The 16,754-nt window shown below is 47.6% G+C and carries 20 protein-coding genes; 9 read left to right on the top strand and 11 right to left on the bottom strand.

Annotated elements, in window-relative coordinates; genetic code table 11:
• The first annotated feature begins 30 nt into the window (after positions 1-30).
• Positions 31-843, top strand: coding sequence for an NAD kinase (locus BLV33_RS23220; protein ID WP_090797518.1), 813 nt, complete (start codon positions 31-33; stop codon positions 841-843).
• 89 nt (positions 844-932) lie between these two features.
• Here BLV33_RS23220 and BLV33_RS23215 read toward each other — a convergent pair whose 3' ends face one another.
• Together BLV33_RS23215 and lipA are read right to left on the bottom strand one after the other, a co-directional pair.
• Positions 933-1,265, bottom strand: coding sequence for a YutD family protein (locus BLV33_RS23215; RefSeq protein WP_090797516.1), 333 nt, complete (start codon positions 1,263-1,265; stop codon positions 933-935).
• Positions 1,266-1,305: 40 nt separating this feature from the next.
• The gene (gene lipA / locus BLV33_RS23210; protein ID WP_090797514.1) at positions 1,306-2,181 is read right to left on the bottom strand and encodes a lipoyl synthase; all 876 of its coding nucleotides are present in this window, start codon (positions 2,179-2,181) and stop codon (positions 1,306-1,308) included.
• A 168-nt stretch (positions 2,182-2,349) separates the two neighbouring features.
• Here lipA and larE point away from each other — a divergent pair, with 168 nt between their 5' ends.
• Genes larE through BLV33_RS23195 form a run of 3 tightly spaced genes read left to right on the top strand, consistent with a single transcriptional unit; the run spans position 2,350 to position 4,907 of the window.
• Positions 2,350-3,198 carry an ATP-dependent sacrificial sulfur transferase LarE gene (larE, locus tag BLV33_RS23205; RefSeq protein WP_090797512.1) on the top strand — a complete coding sequence of 283 codons (849 nt, stop codon included), beginning with the start codon at positions 2,350-2,352 and terminating at the stop codon, positions 3,196-3,198.
• Positions 3,195-3,971: a nickel pincer cofactor biosynthesis protein LarB gene (gene larB, locus BLV33_RS23200; RefSeq protein ID WP_090797511.1), complete on the top strand. Its 777-nt coding sequence runs from the start codon at positions 3,195-3,197 to the stop codon at positions 3,969-3,971. Before larE ends, larB begins: the two co-directional genes overlap by 4 nt.
• Positions 3,972-3,974: 3 nt before the next feature.
• Complete coding sequence (locus BLV33_RS23195) at positions 3,975-4,907, top strand: nickel pincer cofactor biosynthesis protein LarC (RefSeq protein ID WP_090797509.1); 933 nt, start codon at positions 3,975-3,977, stop codon at positions 4,905-4,907.
• Positions 4,908-4,989: 82 nt separating this feature from the next.
• Here the strand turns inward: BLV33_RS23195 and larC are convergent, their stop codons facing one another.
• Complete coding sequence (gene larC / locus BLV33_RS23190) at positions 4,990-5,484, bottom strand: nickel pincer cofactor biosynthesis protein LarC2 (RefSeq protein ID WP_366414862.1); 495 nt, start codon at positions 5,482-5,484, stop codon at positions 4,990-4,992.
• A gap of 113 nt (positions 5,485-5,597) precedes the next feature.
• On the opposite strand from larC, the gene BLV33_RS23185 reads away from it, so the two are divergent.
• Positions 5,598-6,683, top strand: coding sequence for a M23 family metallopeptidase (locus tag BLV33_RS23185; RefSeq protein WP_090797507.1), 1,086 nt, complete (start codon positions 5,598-5,600; stop codon positions 6,681-6,683).
• On the opposite strand, the gene yunB is transcribed toward BLV33_RS23185, so the two are convergent.
• A complete protein-coding gene (yunB, locus tag BLV33_RS23180) occupies positions 6,680-7,450 on the bottom strand; it encodes a sporulation protein YunB (protein WP_253187145.1) in 771 nt (256 codons plus the stop codon). The genes BLV33_RS23185 and yunB overlap by 4 nt on opposite strands.
• A gap of 39 nt (positions 7,451-7,489) precedes the next feature.
• On the opposite strand from yunB, the gene BLV33_RS30890 reads away from it, so the two are divergent.
• The 3 genes from BLV33_RS30890 to BLV33_RS23165 all read left to right on the top strand — a co-directional run bounded on the left by BLV33_RS30890 (position 7,490) and on the right by BLV33_RS23165 (position 9,442).
• A complete protein-coding gene (locus tag BLV33_RS30890) occupies positions 7,490-7,663 on the top strand; it encodes a YdeI/OmpD-associated family protein (protein ID WP_090797505.1) in 174 nt (57 codons plus the stop codon).
• 201 nt (positions 7,664-7,864) lie between these two features.
• Positions 7,865-8,224 (top strand): hypothetical protein, encoded by a 360-nt coding sequence (locus BLV33_RS23170; RefSeq protein WP_090797503.1) that lies wholly within the window; start codon positions 7,865-7,867, stop codon positions 8,222-8,224.
• A gap of 252 nt (positions 8,225-8,476) precedes the next feature.
• Complete coding sequence (locus tag BLV33_RS23165; RefSeq protein ID WP_090797501.1) at positions 8,477-9,442, top strand: FTR1 family iron permease; 966 nt, start codon at positions 8,477-8,479, stop codon at positions 9,440-9,442.
• Here the strand turns inward: BLV33_RS23165 and BLV33_RS23160 are convergent.
• From BLV33_RS23160 to BLV33_RS23150, 3 genes are all read right to left on the bottom strand, one after another.
• Complete coding sequence (locus BLV33_RS23160; protein WP_090797498.1) at positions 9,434-9,745, bottom strand: Dabb family protein; 312 nt, start codon at positions 9,743-9,745, stop codon at positions 9,434-9,436. The genes BLV33_RS23165 and BLV33_RS23160 overlap by 9 nt on opposite strands.
• Before the next feature lie 92 nt (positions 9,746-9,837).
• Positions 9,838-10,956: a Gfo/Idh/MocA family protein gene (locus BLV33_RS23155; RefSeq protein ID WP_090797497.1), complete on the bottom strand. Its 1,119-nt coding sequence runs from the start codon at positions 10,954-10,956 to the stop codon at positions 9,838-9,840.
• Between the two features lie 205 nt (positions 10,957-11,161).
• Positions 11,162-11,983 (bottom strand): TrmH family RNA methyltransferase, encoded by an 822-nt coding sequence (locus tag BLV33_RS23150; RefSeq protein WP_090799161.1) that lies wholly within the window; start codon positions 11,981-11,983, stop codon positions 11,162-11,164.
• A gap of 185 nt (positions 11,984-12,168) precedes the next feature.
• On the opposite strand from BLV33_RS23150, the gene sspI reads away from it, so the two are divergent.
• Positions 12,169-12,372, top strand: coding sequence for a small acid-soluble spore protein SspI (sspI, locus tag BLV33_RS23145; protein WP_090799159.1), 204 nt, complete (start codon positions 12,169-12,171; stop codon positions 12,370-12,372).
• Between the two features lie 312 nt (positions 12,373-12,684).
• Here the strand turns inward: sspI and BLV33_RS23140 are convergent, their stop codons facing one another.
• From BLV33_RS23140 to BLV33_RS23125, 4 genes are read right to left on the bottom strand one after another with little or no spacing between them, the layout of a single operon-like run.
• Positions 12,685-13,776 carry a Gfo/Idh/MocA family protein gene (locus tag BLV33_RS23140; protein ID WP_090797495.1) on the bottom strand — a complete coding sequence of 364 codons (1,092 nt, stop codon included), beginning with the start codon at positions 13,774-13,776 and terminating at the stop codon, positions 12,685-12,687.
• 27 nt (positions 13,777-13,803) lie between these two features.
• Positions 13,804-14,430 (bottom strand): ThuA domain-containing protein, encoded by a 627-nt coding sequence (locus BLV33_RS23135; RefSeq protein ID WP_090797492.1) that lies wholly within the window; start codon positions 14,428-14,430, stop codon positions 13,804-13,806.
• Positions 14,431-14,463: 33 nt separating this feature from the next.
• Entirely contained in the window at positions 14,464-15,624 is a 1,161-nt protein-coding gene (locus BLV33_RS23130) for a Gfo/Idh/MocA family protein (RefSeq protein WP_090797491.1), read from the bottom strand.
• Positions 15,625-15,667: 43 nt separating this feature from the next.
• Positions 15,668-16,693 (bottom strand): LacI family DNA-binding transcriptional regulator, encoded by a 1,026-nt coding sequence (locus tag BLV33_RS23125; protein WP_090797489.1) that lies wholly within the window; start codon positions 16,691-16,693, stop codon positions 15,668-15,670.
• Between the last annotated feature and the right edge of the window lie 61 nt (positions 16,694-16,754).

Here is a 16,754-nt window from a genome sequence, read left to right as displayed (position 1 = left end):
GAGTGCAAATAGCTCTTAGGAGGAAAACACTTGAAATACAATATCGTGGATCGCGGGGATGAACATTCCCGGGGGTTGACCGAACGTTTTCACAATATGGCTGCACAGCATGGGATGCAGCGAGAGGAAGCCGCCCCGGAGATTGTCCTCTCTATTGGCGGAGACGGCACATTGCTGCAGGCCTTTCATAAATATATCACCCAGATTGATCGCATCGCGTTCGTAGGCATCCATACGGGAAGACTCGGGTTTTTCACTGATTGGAAGCCTGAGGAGATCGAGCTCCTGGCCGATTTGATGATGAAGGTACGTTCCCCGGAAGAGCTCCATGTGGTTAAATATCCGCTGGTTGAGATTGAAATCAAAACCTCAGCCGGCATTGAAACTCACTTGGCGCTTAACGAGTTTACACTCAAAGGCATCGAAACAACGCTGGTTGCCCAGCTCCATATCAACGATGAAATGTTTGAAACGTTTCGCGGAGACGGGATATGTATTTCTTCCCCCTCGGGCAGTACAGGCTATAACAAAAGTCTTGGCGGAGCCATGGTCCATCCAGCGCTGGAAGCGATCCAAATAGCCGAGATTGCCTCGATCAATAATCGAATTTACCGGACACTGGGTTCTTCAGTTATCCTGCCTAAGCATCATCATTGCGATATTTACCCCAGCTCGCAACAGCATATGCTGCTCTCGCTCGATCATTTGTACATCCAACGCAACGATATCATTTCCATTCGCTGTAGAGTCGCCGCTGATGTCAAAGTGAGTTTTGCCCGCTTCCGCCCCTTCCCTTTCTGGAACCGGGTCCGCGATGCGTTTATCGGAATTGAAAAGCATTAGGTCAGGAATCACACAGCACATACAAAAAGGGATTCTCCCCCAGTCATTTCATGGCTTTGGGGAGAGTCCCTTTTTGTTTGTGATTCCAATTATTCGGTATCCAGATCGGCGTCGGATTCCACATCTGCTTCAGGAGCGAGTGGATTTCGATTGGCGACTTTTTCAATAATGAAATAGGCGCAGCCGAAATTGCAATATTCGTTTAAGTAGTCCTGAAAGTAGGCAATTGAACTTTCCTTGGTGGCCTTTGGGTTGTTTTCCTTGAAAAATCCCCGCAGTCTCAGCTGATTATAGCCCCAGTCCCCGACGATATAATCATAACGCTCCAGCACTTCGCTAAAGCGGTCGCGAAATACCTCAAAATTCCAGGCCGTTTTATGCTCCGTCACGAGCTCATAGGTTTTGCTTCCGATATGAATCATGGTCGAGAGTCCGATCTCCTTTCTAAGACTGTCCAAGCTGTCAGGCCTGGACTGCTGATTTGACCTGCTCATGCGCATGGTAGGAACTGCGCACCAGCGGGCCGGATTCCACATGTTTGAAGCCTCTCTTGATGCCTTCTTGCTTCAGCAAGGCAAATTGCTCAGGGGTATAATACATCTGCACCGCGAGATGATTCATTGAAGGCTGCAGGTATTGCCCGATGGTCATGATATCGCAATCCACGGCGCGAAGGTCGTCCATCGTTTGCAGAAGCTCATCCCACTGTTCGCCCACTCCAATCATGATGCTCGATTTGGTAGGAATTTCGGGGGCGATTTGTTTGGAGCGTGCCAGAAGCTCAAGGGATCGGCGATATTTGGCTTTTGAGCGAACACGATCCGACATGCGTTCTACAGTCTCTATATTGTGATTAAGAATATCCGGTTTGGCTTCAAGTACAGTACGCAGTGAGGCTTCACGCCCCAAAAAGTCAGGAATGAGCACTTCCACTCCGCATAAAGGCAGCTTGCCGCGCACCGCTTTAATAGTCTCGGCGAACACCATCGCTCCGCCATCTTCCAAATCATCGCGCGCCACGGAGGTGACCACACAGTGTTTGAGTCCCATTTGGACCGCTGCATCCGCTACCCGTTCAGGCTCAGCCAGATCGAGCTCCGTAGGAAGCCCTGTTTTGACCGCACAAAAACGGCAAGCTCTTGTACAGATATCACCGAGAATCATGAACGTTGCTGTACGATTCGCCCAGCATTCATGAATATTCGGACACTTCGCCTCTTCGCAAACTGTATGCAGCGTTTTGGAACGCATCATGGATTTAATCTCTTTAAAATTGTCTCCGGTATTCAACTTGATTTTGAGCCACTCCGGCTTTCTCTCTAGGGGTTTAGTAGCCACATTCATCACGCCTTTACAGTGGTTTCATCTGGAAAATAACATCATTTCATGCTTTTTTCATTATAACACGAATAAAAGACAAAACAATCCACTTCCCCATTCGTTTATGATACACTGAATTTGGTGTATATTGATATAAGCTTAACCTAGGTAAGGGAGGGAACTCAGATGACTATACTAGAAAGCACACGTGAAAAAGATCGCAAGCTGGGTGAAATTTTAAGAGGTATGGGGCGTGTTATGGTCGCTTTTTCAGGCGGGGTGGATAGTACGTTTGTGCTAAAACGCGCCAAGCAGGAGCTGGGTGATCAAGTAATCGCGGTTACGGCCGCTTCTGAAACTTTTCCTTCTCGTGAATTTGATGCGGCAGTCGAGCTTGCCGAAGAGCTGGGTGTAAAGCTGTTTAAAACAGAAGTTAAAGAATTGGAAAATGCCAGTTTTGTCGCCAATAATCCGGATCGCTGTTATCACTGTAAAACAGGACTCTACGCTCATTTGCAGCAGCTTGCCGGTGAAATGGGCTATCCCTATATACTCGACGGCTCCAACGTGGATGATTTGGGTGATTATCGCCCGGGTCTGCAGGCTAAAAACGAGAAAGGCGTCCGAAGCACACTGCAGGAGGCTGGCATGGTGAAAGAAGAAATCCGCCAGTTGTCGCAGGAGCTTGGATTAAGAACCTGGAACAAACCATCCTTTGCCTGCCTGTCTTCACGGATTCCTTACGGGACCAGAATTGAAAAGTGGAAAATCGATCAGCTCGATGAGGGCGAATATTTCTTGTCGCAGCTTGGTTTATATCAAGTTCGGGTTCGCCATCACGAAAAAATTGCCCGCATCGAAGTCATGCCCGCTGAAATTCATAAAGTGATCGAGCATCGGGACGCGATCTACGAAAAATTCACAAAGCTCGGATTTACTTATGTAACCCTGGATTTGCAGGGTTATCGTACCGGCAGCATGAACGAAGTGCTGTCTGAAGAAACCAAACAAAAGGTGAAAGAAGCTTCCTTATGACAGATTTGGAAAGAATACTTAAGCAGGTTAGCAACGGCGAGCTGGGCATAGACGACGCGAAGCGGCAGATCCAGGCGGGCCAAGCCGGTCAAGGCGCCGACACGCTGGATCTGGGCTTCGCGCAGCTGGACCTCGAGCGCGAGAAGCGCACGGGCTTCCCCGAAGTGATTTTCGGGGAAGGCAAAAGCGCGGAGCAGCTCGAGGCGATTTTCCGCCGGCTGTCGGAGCACACCGACCGCGTGCTCTGCACGCGTGTCGATGCGGCCAAGGCCGAGCATGTGGTAGCCGCTGTGGAAGGCGTCAGCTACCACAGGGCGGCAAGGGCGCTCACCTGGTTCAAGCGCCCATTGCTTCAAGTCCACGATGGCTACGTGGCCGTCGTGTGTGCGGGCACCTCCGACATGCCTGTGGCGGAGGAGGCTGCACTGACGGTGGAGTGCATGGGCAGTCACGTCGAACGCATTTTCGACGTGGGCGTTGCAGGCATCCACCGCTTGTTTCGGCGACTGGAGCTCATTCGCGGCGCGAATGCGATTGTTGTGGTCGCCGGCATGGAAGGCGCGCTCGCGAGCGTTGTCGGCGGTCTGGTGGCGAAACCGATCGTCGCCGTGCCGACGAGCATCGGCTACGGCGCGAACCTCGGCGGCATCGCTGCGCTACTGTCGATGCTTAATGCCTGTGCGCCGGGTATCTCCGTTGTCAATATCGACAACGGCTTTGGGGCAGGCTACTACGCAGGCTTGATCAACAAAAATATGTCAAAAAAAGGGTGACCCATGCGCATACTATATTTGGATTGCTTTTCCGGCATCAGCGGCGATATGACGGTTGCGGCCTTGGTCGATGCGGGAGCAGACAAGCTTTACATAGAAGAGGAGCTCGGCCGCATCAAGCTTGAGCCTTATTCACTGGAATGGAAAAGAGTAATGAAGCGGGGAATTTCCTCGCAAAAATTTGATGTCCTGCTCGATCCGAATCATCCTCCCAAGCACCACCGCCATTACTCGGATATCGTGAAGATCATTCGCGGCGCCGGCTTTAATGATCGGGTAACTGCGCTTAGCTTGGCCATATTCGAAAAAATTGGTATGGCAGAAGCCAAAATCCATGGAATTACCATGGAAAAGGTACATTTTCATGAGGTCGGCGCGATTGATTCCATTGTTGACATCGTTGGTGCTGCATTAGCCATAGACTCTCTGCAAGTCGAGAAGATTTATTCTTCTCCCGTACCTCTGGGATCGGGAACCATCCACATCGACCACGGCATTTACCCGGTCCCTGCCCCGGCCACACTGGAAATGATGCGCGGTGTGCCTATTGCTTCAACCAACTACGCGCTCGAGATGACAACTCCTACTGGGGCAGGCATCATCTCCGGAATCGTAGATGAGTTCTCCAAAAGCTTTCCTCCCATGATTGTCGATGCCATTGGTTATGGGGCAGGGACGCGCGATTTACCTAATCAACCGAACGTGCTTCGTGTGGTCATTGGTAAAATCGACCCCTTCATCGGGAAATGGCAAGTCACTCACGAACATTTAGCCGGAGAGCACCATCACCAGGAAGAGCAGCACCATCATAAAGAGCACCAACACAACTCTGCTGACGAAGATACGTTCGAAAGTGAGCATAAGCTTGACAGTGATGATCATCACAGCCATGAACACACTCATAGCCACCACCATGGACACGAACACAAGCATTAACCCGGCCGCAGAGAGCTGGCATTGAGCTTTGTGACCTCAATCTTGACCAGCGGCATCCATATAAAAGCAGCTTCTCCTGATCTCAGGATGAAGCTGCTTTTTGAATTTCCTGAAATTTCATTCTCACTTCTTCATAAACGGCCTTCAAAGGAACTTGATGCAGCCGTGCTATTTCCTCGCACTCTTTAAACTCTGGCGCATACTGCACCACTTTCCCCTGGTGCATGCCTATTTTAACGGATAAGGGACCCCACCTGGTTTCAACGATTTGAAATTCCCTGGCCAATCGATGACAAGATGCGTGCAAATAACGGATGCCTAGCGTTGTAGTTTCACTGAAAATGATTTCCTCCATCCTACTAAGCTTCGAGTCCTCCACCAATACATTCAGCATAATGCCGGGTCTTCCTTTTTTCATAATAATCGGAATCCAGTAAACGTCATTAGCTCCTTCAGCAAAAAGCTTGTCCGAAATGTAAGTCGTCCATTCAGGATTCATATCATCCAAATTCGCTTGCACCAGGAGCATCTGCTCGTCTACATGCTCGTCTCTGTGATTAAATGCCAATTTCCTCACCTCTACTCGCATCATAGCAAATATCACGGGTGAAAGGAATGCTTGCATTCTCGGCATAAAATTACTTTCAAAGCGCATGCTACCCAATATCAGATTATGAAAGGTGGGCATTTATGAAAAACAGGCATTTAAGGTTCAAAATCCTGTGGATCAGCTTGCTCCTCTGCTTGGCCGTTTCCACTCTTCATCCAAATTCAAAAGCGGTTTCTAAAGCCTTCGCCGCCCTTACCGATTCGTCACCTTCCAATGCCCCGGCAGCCTCTGTTGCTTCCCCGATTGAACAATCGCGCATCTTTGCAGAGCGTAAGGAATTATTTGAAAAAATTGGACTTGTTTCAAAAATTCCATGGTATTATTTGGCTGCCATCGATCAATATGAACGAAGTATTGGCGTTACCCAAAAGAGGCCCGTTCAGCAGGGTAAACTCGGCATTTATATTTCGGAATCGGATTGGGCGGGCAAGTTAAACCCTGATCCGCGCGATAACAATCCCAAGTCCATAGCCTGGTTTCATGGTCTAGGACGGGACGGCTCCGGGGATGGGATTGCAGACCGCAGCAATGAACAAGATCTTCTGGCTGCTGTCATCGCAAAGATTACCAAACACGGCTTGACTGCCGAAGACCTGCAAATTGGCCTGTGGGATTACTACCAGAACAGCCGAAGTATAACTCGGATTAACCAATTTGCGCAAATTTATGCACGGTTCAATACATTAGACCTTCATGAGCATGCCTTCCCGCTGCCTTTGAGCTCAAATTATTCCTATCGAAGCACATGGGGGGCAAGCCGCGGATGGGGCGGTGACCGGATACATGAAGGCACAGATCTTTTTGCCGAGTATGGTGTGCCTGTAAGAAGTGTTTGTTACGGTATCATTGAAGTCATTGGCTGGAACTCATACGGGGGTTGGCGGTTTGGCATACGTGACCTCAATGGCGTTTATCATTATTACGCCCATCTTTCCGGATTTAACAAAAATGTTGCCCAAGGCGATATCGTGAAGCCGGGACAACTGCTGGGTTGGGTGGGCAGCTCCGGTTACGGGAAACCGGGAACTTCCGGGAAATTTCCTCCACATTTGCACTATGGCCTGTATCGAGACTATGGACTCAGTGAATGGTCGTTTGATCCGTATTCCTATTTACGCAAATGGGAACGTGAAGAGCGCTCAAGATCAAAAAACAAGCGCCCTTAATTGGAGGGCGCTTTTGTATCGGTCCCCGCTTTGCTGCCGGCTGCCGGCGGAATCGTCAGATTCGGAATTGACATATGGGGTGCTCCTTCTTTAGTTGAGCCTACGGGATTACCCTTATTGTCAAAATAATAAGTGGGAACATCCCCTACGACAAGCGAGTAAGAAATCGGAATCTCCGTCTCCACAATTTCGGTGTCCGTATCAAACGGAATAATGACCGAAACCTCTGCAATTATGTGCACATACACTTCTACTAGAATCATATTGATGCCCGCATTTTGATAGCGAGTGCTGAGATCCACTTTTACATTTCCAGCCGGAACGAAGCGAATGGGAATATTGGGGCCGAAGGAGGCGAGAATCGCGCTGTTCAGCGCTTGCCCTAAAGGGACGTGCTCCGAGATGCTTTTGAGGTTTTTAAGCAGGCTTTGTACGGTTGTAATGGTGTCCGAAGTAATACGCATATGTTCGGCATAATTCAGCATAAAACCGGTCGTTTTGCCGTTCTTGTCTGTTTTCCAATCGATCAGGCTGTCGGCTTTCGTATTCTCTGAAATGCGGTCGGCAATAGCTGTATTGATGGACTGGGTAGCTATTTGCTTGATTCTTACCTTAGCTAAAGCCATAAGCGGGGGCCTTAAATTATGTTCAATGAAAATAAAAGCTTGAATCGAAAACAAGAAAAAGATGAGAAGCGCTATGATCAGCTTCTTCTTGGCGCTGCTTTTGCCGGTTGATCTGCTTCTCCACCTGCGTCTGCCCAGCATGGCGTCCCCCCCAGGGCTGTTCCCGTTTTAGTAAACCATATGCGGGATAAGCATAAAAAAGAAGAAGGGAGCCTCATTAAGGATACCGAATATATAAGCAAAGCCCAAGAATACGTCGAATGGATCAATTCCGCCAAGAAAGCGGAAACCCGAGCGTCTCGTATTGAAAAGGCTCTGGGTATGCTGAGCGATAGAAAGAAGCTGAAAGGCTGATCTCCATGCTGCTTGCCAGCTTACATCAATTATCCTCTATCGCCCATTTCCAATATAGTTTGCTGTCTGATATTAGGAGGATCGCCAATCAAAATTGCAGTGCCGCTGATATTGGATACGAAAATTTGGGTAAAAAGAAATGGAAATGGATTTGATTTTTTTTCATATGATTTTATATTCAAAGAAAGGAGTGCACAATTAATGAAAAGTTTTAATGATTGGCTTGGTAATAAACTGGCTTTGTACCTCTCTACAATGGGTTGTTTTTATATCATTTTTATGCTTGTCATTGTACCGCTGTTCTTTCAGCATCCAAACGATCTGGTGGGATGGGTTCAATACATAGTACAAAGTATATTCCAAGGTGTAGCCCTTCCGATATTGGGCTATGTTTCTACGAAAGCGGGAGAAAATCAAGAAAGAGTTCTGAATGAAACGCACGATACGGTCATGAAGAATTGGAGTTTGTTAAAGAGGAATTGCAGCTGGCGAAAGAAGAGCGTTGCGGCCGTTCAGAAATTGATCGAAGAATTACATCATTTTCATATTAAAAGCAATTAGGAAGCTGTCTGAATATTCGTAGCCTTGTAATAAGGAGACACTTAATAATTCGATCAACATATATTCCGTTTAAAAATGTCAAAAGGAGCTGCCAAGGGCAGCTCCTTAATCGTCGTTAACTTTTAATCAAACTTATATGATAATCATTCTTAAATTCAACAGTTGCCTCACGTCTTGATATCCCGTATACTCATTTTAGTGATAATGATTTTCATTATCGTTTGGATCAAATTGGAAATGAGGATAGCTATAATGAAAACTTTAAGCCTTAAAAAAATAGCGTTTGGTATTATGGGACTCATCATTGTTGGTGTACTGGTATGGCAAGGGTTTACAGCTAATGGTGCACCTGATCCTGCTACAAGTAATATAACTCCATCCACAGCTATTTTAAATACCGCTATCCTTGTTTTTCGTGAAGGGTTAGAAGCAATCCTTGTACTATCCGCAATTACCGCAGGTCTTGTCCGAAGTAAGAAAGATGCTTGGAAACCTATATTCGTAGGATCAGGCATTTCATTATTTGCAACCATCGTAACGTGGTTCGTTGTTGTAGGAATTATTTCCTTAGTGGGCAATACAACATCTGAACTTAATGTTCAAGCGGCAACAGGTTTACTAGCGAATATCGTACTCCTCATCATTATGAACTGGTTCTTTCACAAGCTGTACTGGACTGGGTGGATTTCTTTACACAACAAAAAGCGTCGTCAAATCACTGATGCAGCAGTTGATGAAAATGCAAGTCCTTCGGCATCGTATTGGAGTCTCGTTGTTATCGGCTTAACGTCAATGTATCGTGAAGGCTTTGAAGTTGTACTATTCCTCCAAAACCTCCGTCTACAAGTTGGAAGCCACGTCATTTTATTGGGAGCATTGATCGGATTATTCTTTACTTCTATTGTGGCACTATTGACCTTTGTTGGTCACCAAAAACTCCCGTATAAAAAAATGTTGATTTTAACCGGCGGACTTCTCGTTGTGGTGCTTTTGGTAATGACTGGTGAAACCACAATAGAAATGCAGCAAGCAGGTTGGATACCCACTACAAAACTGGATATAAATATTCCTGCCTGGATGGGACTTTGGTTCTCGGTATTTCCAACGGTTGAAACATTAATGGCTCAAGCTTTTGCTTTTATTTTTGTAGTTGGCTCGTATATTTTTCTACAATTCACTCGAGTATGGAAGCCCAAATTGGCAGAAAAATTAAGTTAAAGCATGAACAAAATCAATCTCCAAAAACCGGTCCACTTCTAAAAGCCAACGCTCCTGAACAAATTGTACATGGAGCGGATGGTTGTTGTAGCTGTCATAATCCTCTTGATTTGAAAAATCCATGGAAAACCCATAATCATAATCATTCTTGATGCTAACTTGCCGGAAGGCCCCAAAATTTTGTACGACAGGAATTGATGATAGTATCGATTTCCCTTCGTTAAGAAATTTTTCCGCCTCCAGCGAGCCTTTCGGATATTTTAAATTGAAAATGACCATATGGCGTATAACTTGGTTATTCATTTTTGCCTCCTAATATAACGACATTTTCCATTATTGTATCATAGCGTAACCTTTGTTGAAAAAAAATTGCAGTTTTTTTGCATCAATCTTAATTATAGAACCTGACGTTCACCTGTATCGGCGGCTTTTTGAATGAGATCAAGAAGTACATGCAGTTGAACCGCATCCTCAAAATTAGGAACGTAATGGGTTCCCTCTAAAATATCCACGCCAAATTTCTCGAGAGCTTGTGCAACATTGAAGATAGGTCCATTAGGGATCGTATCAGGAACCCAACGATATTGATCAGGAATGGATAATTCAGCGAGCGACGACGAGTTCTTCTGATTGGCAATTTTCATCCCTTCAACTTTAAAGTCTCCCCATTGGAACTGAGCATGAGTACTATCATTAGATAGTAGAATTGTACCCTCCGTACCGTAGATTTCTAATGAGACTCCTGTTCGAAAAGTTATGCCTCCCTGAACATGTATTGAGGCGGTTGCTTCACTTTTTAATGTTCCATTAATTAAGATTTGATCTGCAGTCGTCTTTTCGATCATTTCACCGGTTTCTTGCACTTTCGCTTGTTTGATTTGATTAGCTGTCGTTGCCGACAATTCTTTAAAATCGCCCAAAATATAACATAAAGCATCTATGGCATGTCCCGCATTAATCGTCAATAAGTTTGCACCATTGGATTGGTTCAATAAATATTTAGAGGCTTCATTCGTTGTACCGCCCTTTGCAGTTGAAAAGACTTTCAAATGGCACGAAAGCACTTTGCCGATATATCCCTCAGTAACCAAGTCTTTCACAAAGCTAACTTCAGGAGATTGTCGAGCTTGCAACCCAACAGCAGTATGAACCTTTTTCTCCGAAGCTAAATGATTCATGTCAATTGCTTGAGAAGTGTTTAAACCCAAAGGCCATTCACAATACACATGCTTTCCTGCATTGAGTGCGGCTATGACCGCATCGCAATGACCAGGAACTTTCACACTTACAATGACCATATCCACATCAGGGTGTTGTGACAGTTCATTTGAATCCGCGAATGCATATGGAACCCCATATAGGGAGGCACTTTTCTCCGCACTTTCCATCCGAGTCGTACCGATTGCCGTAATTTTAAACTTCCGAAGTCGTTGCAATGCTGGAATGTGAGTTGAACTCGCCCATTGGTTATTGGCTGATCCACCAATAATACCAACATGTATTGTTTTATCCATTTACTGCGTCCTCATTTCCGTGTTCTATCCTTCATGAAAGAAAAACCGAGTGAAATCAGGAATATTCCTGAACCGACTCAGTTTTTTCTAACCCATAGTCATGGAGATATCAATATTATATACCTTGCCAATCGGACCTTTACCCCTTGCTATTCCTCACTTTTTCTTCCTGTAGTATTACGCTGTTACTCCAGTTTTATCCTTCTTAGGGTCGTTGGCAGGAATTATTGTTTGGGGACCGCATCCGCTGCCGGGAAGCCTCAAAGAGAAGCACCGTTCCAGCCATGGCCACGTTGAGTGATTCCGCCTGTCCCTGCATCGGGATAATGACCTTCACATCGGCTTCAGCCGCGATCTCAGGCGAAACGCCTTTGGCTTCATTGCCGAGAATGATCCAAGTCGGTTTGCTTAGATCCGTCTCGTAGCAGCTTTGCTGAGACTGCAGGCTTGTAGTTACTAGCTGCATCCCTTCCGCTCTGGCACGGGGAAGGATTTGCAGCAAATCTCCCTCCAGAATCGGCAGATGAAACAAGGACCCCATCGTCGAGCGAATCGTCTTGGGATTGTATACGTCCACGGTTCCCGCTCCAAGCAGAACTCCTGCTGCACCCACAGCATCGGCACTCCGAATGATAGTGCCCAAGTTGCCCGGGTCCTGTACACCGTCTACGACGACGACAAGATCGCGTAGACCTGACCGCCAAAAATCCTCGCCATCGAGCATCGGCTTGTCGACCACAGCAAAAATACCCTGCGGTGTCTGGGTATCCGTGCACTTTTCGAGGACGGCTTGGCTGACGCCGATCCATTCAATTCTATCTTCAGTTGCCGCGAATAAGGCGGCTGGCTTACCTTTTTCGAGGCTGTACACAATAGTCGTTACATCCGCTCGTGATTTGATCGCTTCCTCCACCAAATGGAAGCCTTCAATCAGGAATTTGCCCTGCTTGTCCCGGCCGCGACGCTCCAGGAGCTGGGTCCATTCTTTTACACGGTAATTTTGGGGTGATACGATCTCTAAATTCATGGTATTGCGATACCAACAAATGGCTTTTTCATTCGTCTTCATCCATTCCTTTTTGTTCTCCATGGTTATCACGTATTATATCACAGATGAAGATGATACTCACTTTTGCAGCAGGCATGAAGCTGAAGTTTTATGCACATATTACTATGGAAACCGATATGGAAGTGAGGAAATGACGAATGTCAATCAATTTAAGTTTAAGGCAAGCCATCTTGCTGCGTGTGAATGACAAAACAAATGAAGAACTGCGTGAAGTCATAGAGGATTCAATTGGAGGCGAGGAACGAGTGCTTCCAGGCTTGGGTGTTTTGTTTGAAATTATTTGGCAGCACTGTGATGATGAAACCCAGAATGGGCTGATTGAAACGCTGCAGGGCCATTTAGGTTGAGGTTTATAAAGTAGATGTATTTTACGTCTTATAGTGAAAATTTAAAGGATGCCTCTCGAGATAAGACGTGTAATACGTCTTGCAGCAAAGAAATCAAGAGTAAATCAGAGAAAAACAATAGTTTTAGCGGTGTTTTACGTCTAATTGAAACTTAAAAATCTTAAATCAAGGGATTAAGACGTATTTTACGTCTTTTCGAATGAAGCAAAGCTTCTCTCCATTAGGACAGCAGCTCCCAAATCCCGTCTAAACAAATAAGGGCATTCCTCAGCAAAATTCATGGCTGAGGGATGCCCTTCCCTAATGAGCGTTCTACAGCGTAAACGCAGGATCCAGCAAGGCTGGCTTGCTGCATGTGCTCTTCATGATATAATGCTTGCCTTCGGCAGAAGCGTCGTGAAAACCGTGCATGGCCTCGAGCACATGATAACCCAATTCCCCGCTCGCGCGATGAGGGACCCCCGTGAGGATGGCGTGCGCCATATCGGCTACACCAAGTCCACGCGCGTTATCCGCATATCGATGAGTGAGCGAAATCTCTTCCCACTCCTTGGAACCGGCACGTCTGAGCTTTACGGGTCCGCCAAAAGTGTTCGGATCAGGGACTCTCAAGGTACCAGTGCTGCCATAGATCTCAAGATGTGGCAGTTCAGTACCTACCATAATGTCGAAGCTTGTAGTAATGGTAGCTATGGCACCATTGTCAAAATCAATCGTCCCCGTTATATGAGTTGGGGTTTTTACTTCAATCTTGGTGCCTGCTTTAGGCTGGCTGGTAATAGTCCTTTCAGGAAAAGTAATCCGGGTAGAGCCAGTAACTCGATGTATTGGGCCAAGAAGCGCAATCAACGCTGTCAAATAATAAGGTCCCATATCAAACATCGGCCCGCCGCCAAGTTCATAGTAAAATTCAGGAGCCGGGTGCCAGCTCTCATGCCCTCTGGACATCATGAAGGCTGTGGCCGCAACCGGTGTACCAATCAAGCCGTCTTGGATTAGCTTGGCGCAGGTCTGGATTCCGCCTCCAAGGAATGTATCGGGCGCGCTGCCCACCAACAAGCCCTTGCTGCTGGCCAGCTCCAGAATTCGCTGGCCTTCCTCGCGTGTTACCGCCAGCGGTTTCTCCACATAGACATGCTTGCCGGCCTCCAGAGATTTAATGCACACCTCCGCATGAGCAGCGGGGATCGTCAAATTAATCACGATTTGAATTTGCGGATCAGCCAGCAATTCGTCCACGGAATAAGCGTGGGGGAGCCCGAATTCAGCTGCTCTGGCTTTGGCTCTCTCCATGTCCAAATCCGCGCACGCAATCAGATCCAGATGCTCGAAATTGGGGCAATTTTTCAAATAAATGCTGCTGATATTACCGCAGCCAATGATGCCTACTTTAACCTTGGACATAAGCAGGAAGCCTCCTAAATAATTTGTTTAACGGGCAGCCCAAACCATGCCGCGCCGCATCAATTCCAACGTTTCCGGCATAGCGACAATGTTCGCTTGATGGCCAAGGGAATTATAATATACCTTGCCGCTGCCGTACATTTTCGTCCAGACTACCGGCATTTCCACATCGCCAAAATAAGTAACGGCATGCACCTGATTGCCAGGATCCACATGCATGTAATACTGCTCGGAAACCACAGTGAAATCGCCGATTCCCTGGGTCAAAGGCTGATTCAAATCTTTGATCCGCACCTCATAGGTCACGCCGTCATTGCCTGGGTGCGCAACCCATTGACCGCCTACCATGTATTGAAATTCCGTTTCATTGCGAAAAGAATCGCCCATCCCGCCATGGCAGCCTGCAATCCCGGTTCCCCCAACCTTTACTGCGTACAGCAGGGGCTTTAACTGCTCTGGTGTGATTTTACCCATGGTCCAAACGGGTACAATCAAATCGACGGAGGCAAGTTTGTCCTCATCACTGAAGCTGTCCAAGGTGTCGGAAATCTCAACGTTAAAACCCTCTTCTTTCAAAGCATCGCCCAATAGCGCTGCAACTTGCTGCGGTTGATGACCGTCCCAACCACCCCAAACGATTAGTGCTTGCTTCATTGTGTTTCCTCCTTAATCATCTCAAACCTGCACCTACAACTCGTCAATGCGAACCCAACGCCGCTGTGCAATCGATTGATCCACCGCTTCAAGCACCTGCTGGCACTTGACCCCATCCGCAAAGTTCGGCACCGGCTTACGATCTTCGGACAAAGCGTTCATAAGCTCAACAACTTCATGAATAAAAGTTTGCTCAAAGCCGATCGTATGTCCAGGCGGCCACCAGGCTTGCATATAAGCATGGGATGGATCGGTGCAAAGCACCCGGCGAAACCCCTGAACATCCTCGGCATCATCCCTAAAATAAACCTGCAGCTCGTTCATCCGCTCAAAATCAAACTTCACGCTGCCCTTGCTGCCGTTAATCTCAAAAGAATTCGTACAGCGGTGTCCCGGTGCAAAGCGCGTCGCTTCAAAGCTGCCCAGGGCACCATTCGCAAAACGCGTCAAAAACAAGGTGGCGTCATCGACAGTTACCTCGCCGCGCGGACCATCCTTGCTGCCCTTGGCGCTCAGCCCTGTCATCGAGGACGGCATCGGACGTTCTTTAATGAACGTCTCACTCATCCCGATGACCTCTGTCATATCGCCAACCAGGAAGTGGGCGAGATCGATCAAGTGAGCGCCAAGATCGCCATGCGATCCGGAGCCGGCCACTTCCTTCTGCAATCTCCACACCAGCGGGAAGTCCGGATCCACGATCCAGTCCTGCAGGAACCAAGCGCGGAAATGGTAGATTTGGCCCAATCTCCCTTCGTTCACCAGCTTCTTCGCCAGCTGCACAGCAGGCGAAAACCGATAGTTGAAGCCGACCATGTGCTTCACGCCCGCTTGCTCAGCCGCCTCCAGCATCTCCCGCGAATCAGCGAGCGTGAGCGCCAGCGGCTTCTCGCAAAACAGGTGCTTGCCCGCCTTAGCCGCGGCAAGCGCAATTTCTTTATGCGCGTCACTCGGTGCATTGATGTCAATGACATCAATATCCGGACGCGCGAGCAGCTCGCGCCAATCCGTAACGTAGCCATCCCAGCCGAATTGTTCGGCAGCCTGGGCGACGCCCTTCTCGTCGCGTCCGCAAATCAGCTTCATAACCGGCGCCGCAGCTTCCGGAAAAAACATATGAAGATCCCGGTAAGCATGGCTGTGCGCCTTGCCCATAAATTTATAGCCAACCATGCCGATATTCACTTTATTCATATCCCTTACCTCCCGATTAATTAATAACAAGTCTCAATGAACTTCAACTGTTTATTCTGGAAGATTCGCGAATAACGATGTGAGTAGGCAGCTTCTCCTTAACCATCTGCATACGATTTCCTGAGGCAGCTTGATCCAAAGCCACACGGGCGGCTTGTTTCCCCATTTCATAAAATGGCACATGGATGCTGCTGAGCGGCGGACTGCTTACCTTGGCTGCATCAGAGTCATCGCACCCGATTAAGCCGTAATCCCTGCCGGCTTCCCACCCCCTCTCGCGAAGGCCTTGGACAAGTCCGATAGCCATGCGATCATTTGCGGCGAACACTGCATCGATGGAAGCGCGCCGCTCCCAGATCTCTGCTGCTGCCAAATAGCCGCTTTTGCGGCTGTAATTGCCTTCAAACAGAAGCTCAACCCCATGGTTAAGGCCGGCTTCTCGCATCGCTTTATGATAGCCTTCCAGCCGATCACGGCTGTTGGAGTAGAGCGACGAGCCGTTAAGGAAGGCTATGCGGCTGTATCCTTGGTTCTGCAAATGGAGCACAGCATGATAGCTTCCAACTACATGATCTGCATCAATCTCATTAATGTCCATCCCGTTAAAATGCTGATTCACCAGACAAAAAGGCAATTTAAGCTCGCACAGCTGGTGAAGGGAATGTCTATGCTCCGGTGTATCCATTGAGCCAAGTATGACGCAGGCATCTACCTTTTGGGATCGGTATAAACGCGCGTAGTCGATGGTTTCCTCCGGAGAGAGCAGCATCAACAAGATGTCATAGCCCATCTCGCGAGCTTGTTCACCGACACCGCTTAGTATTTCGGAGAAATAATAGGTAGAAAAGAGATGTACCTTAGGTGTAAAAGGCAGCACAACCCCGAGGTTTCCGCTGCGTCTGCGGGCAAAGCTTTGAGCGATCGCATTGGGGTGATAATTCAGTTTTTTTGCTGCATGTAGGACGGTTTCCCGGGTTTCTTGCTTCATGGGGCCTAATCCGTTAAACACACGTGAAACCGTTGCTTCTGAAACGCCAGCCAGCTTGGCTACTTCTTTTCTGGTTACCATTTCAGAGGCCGCCTTTCAATCGTAATCACTTTTATGTACGCGCGTACATTTTCTCATTATA

The sequence above is a fragment of the Paenibacillus sp. GP183 genome (assembly GCF_900104695.1).
GTDB lineage: Bacteria > Bacillota > Bacilli > Paenibacillales > NBRC-103111 > Paenibacillus_AI.
Note: the sequence above shows the minus strand (reverse complement) of the source record. Positions and strands in the feature narration are given on the sequence as shown.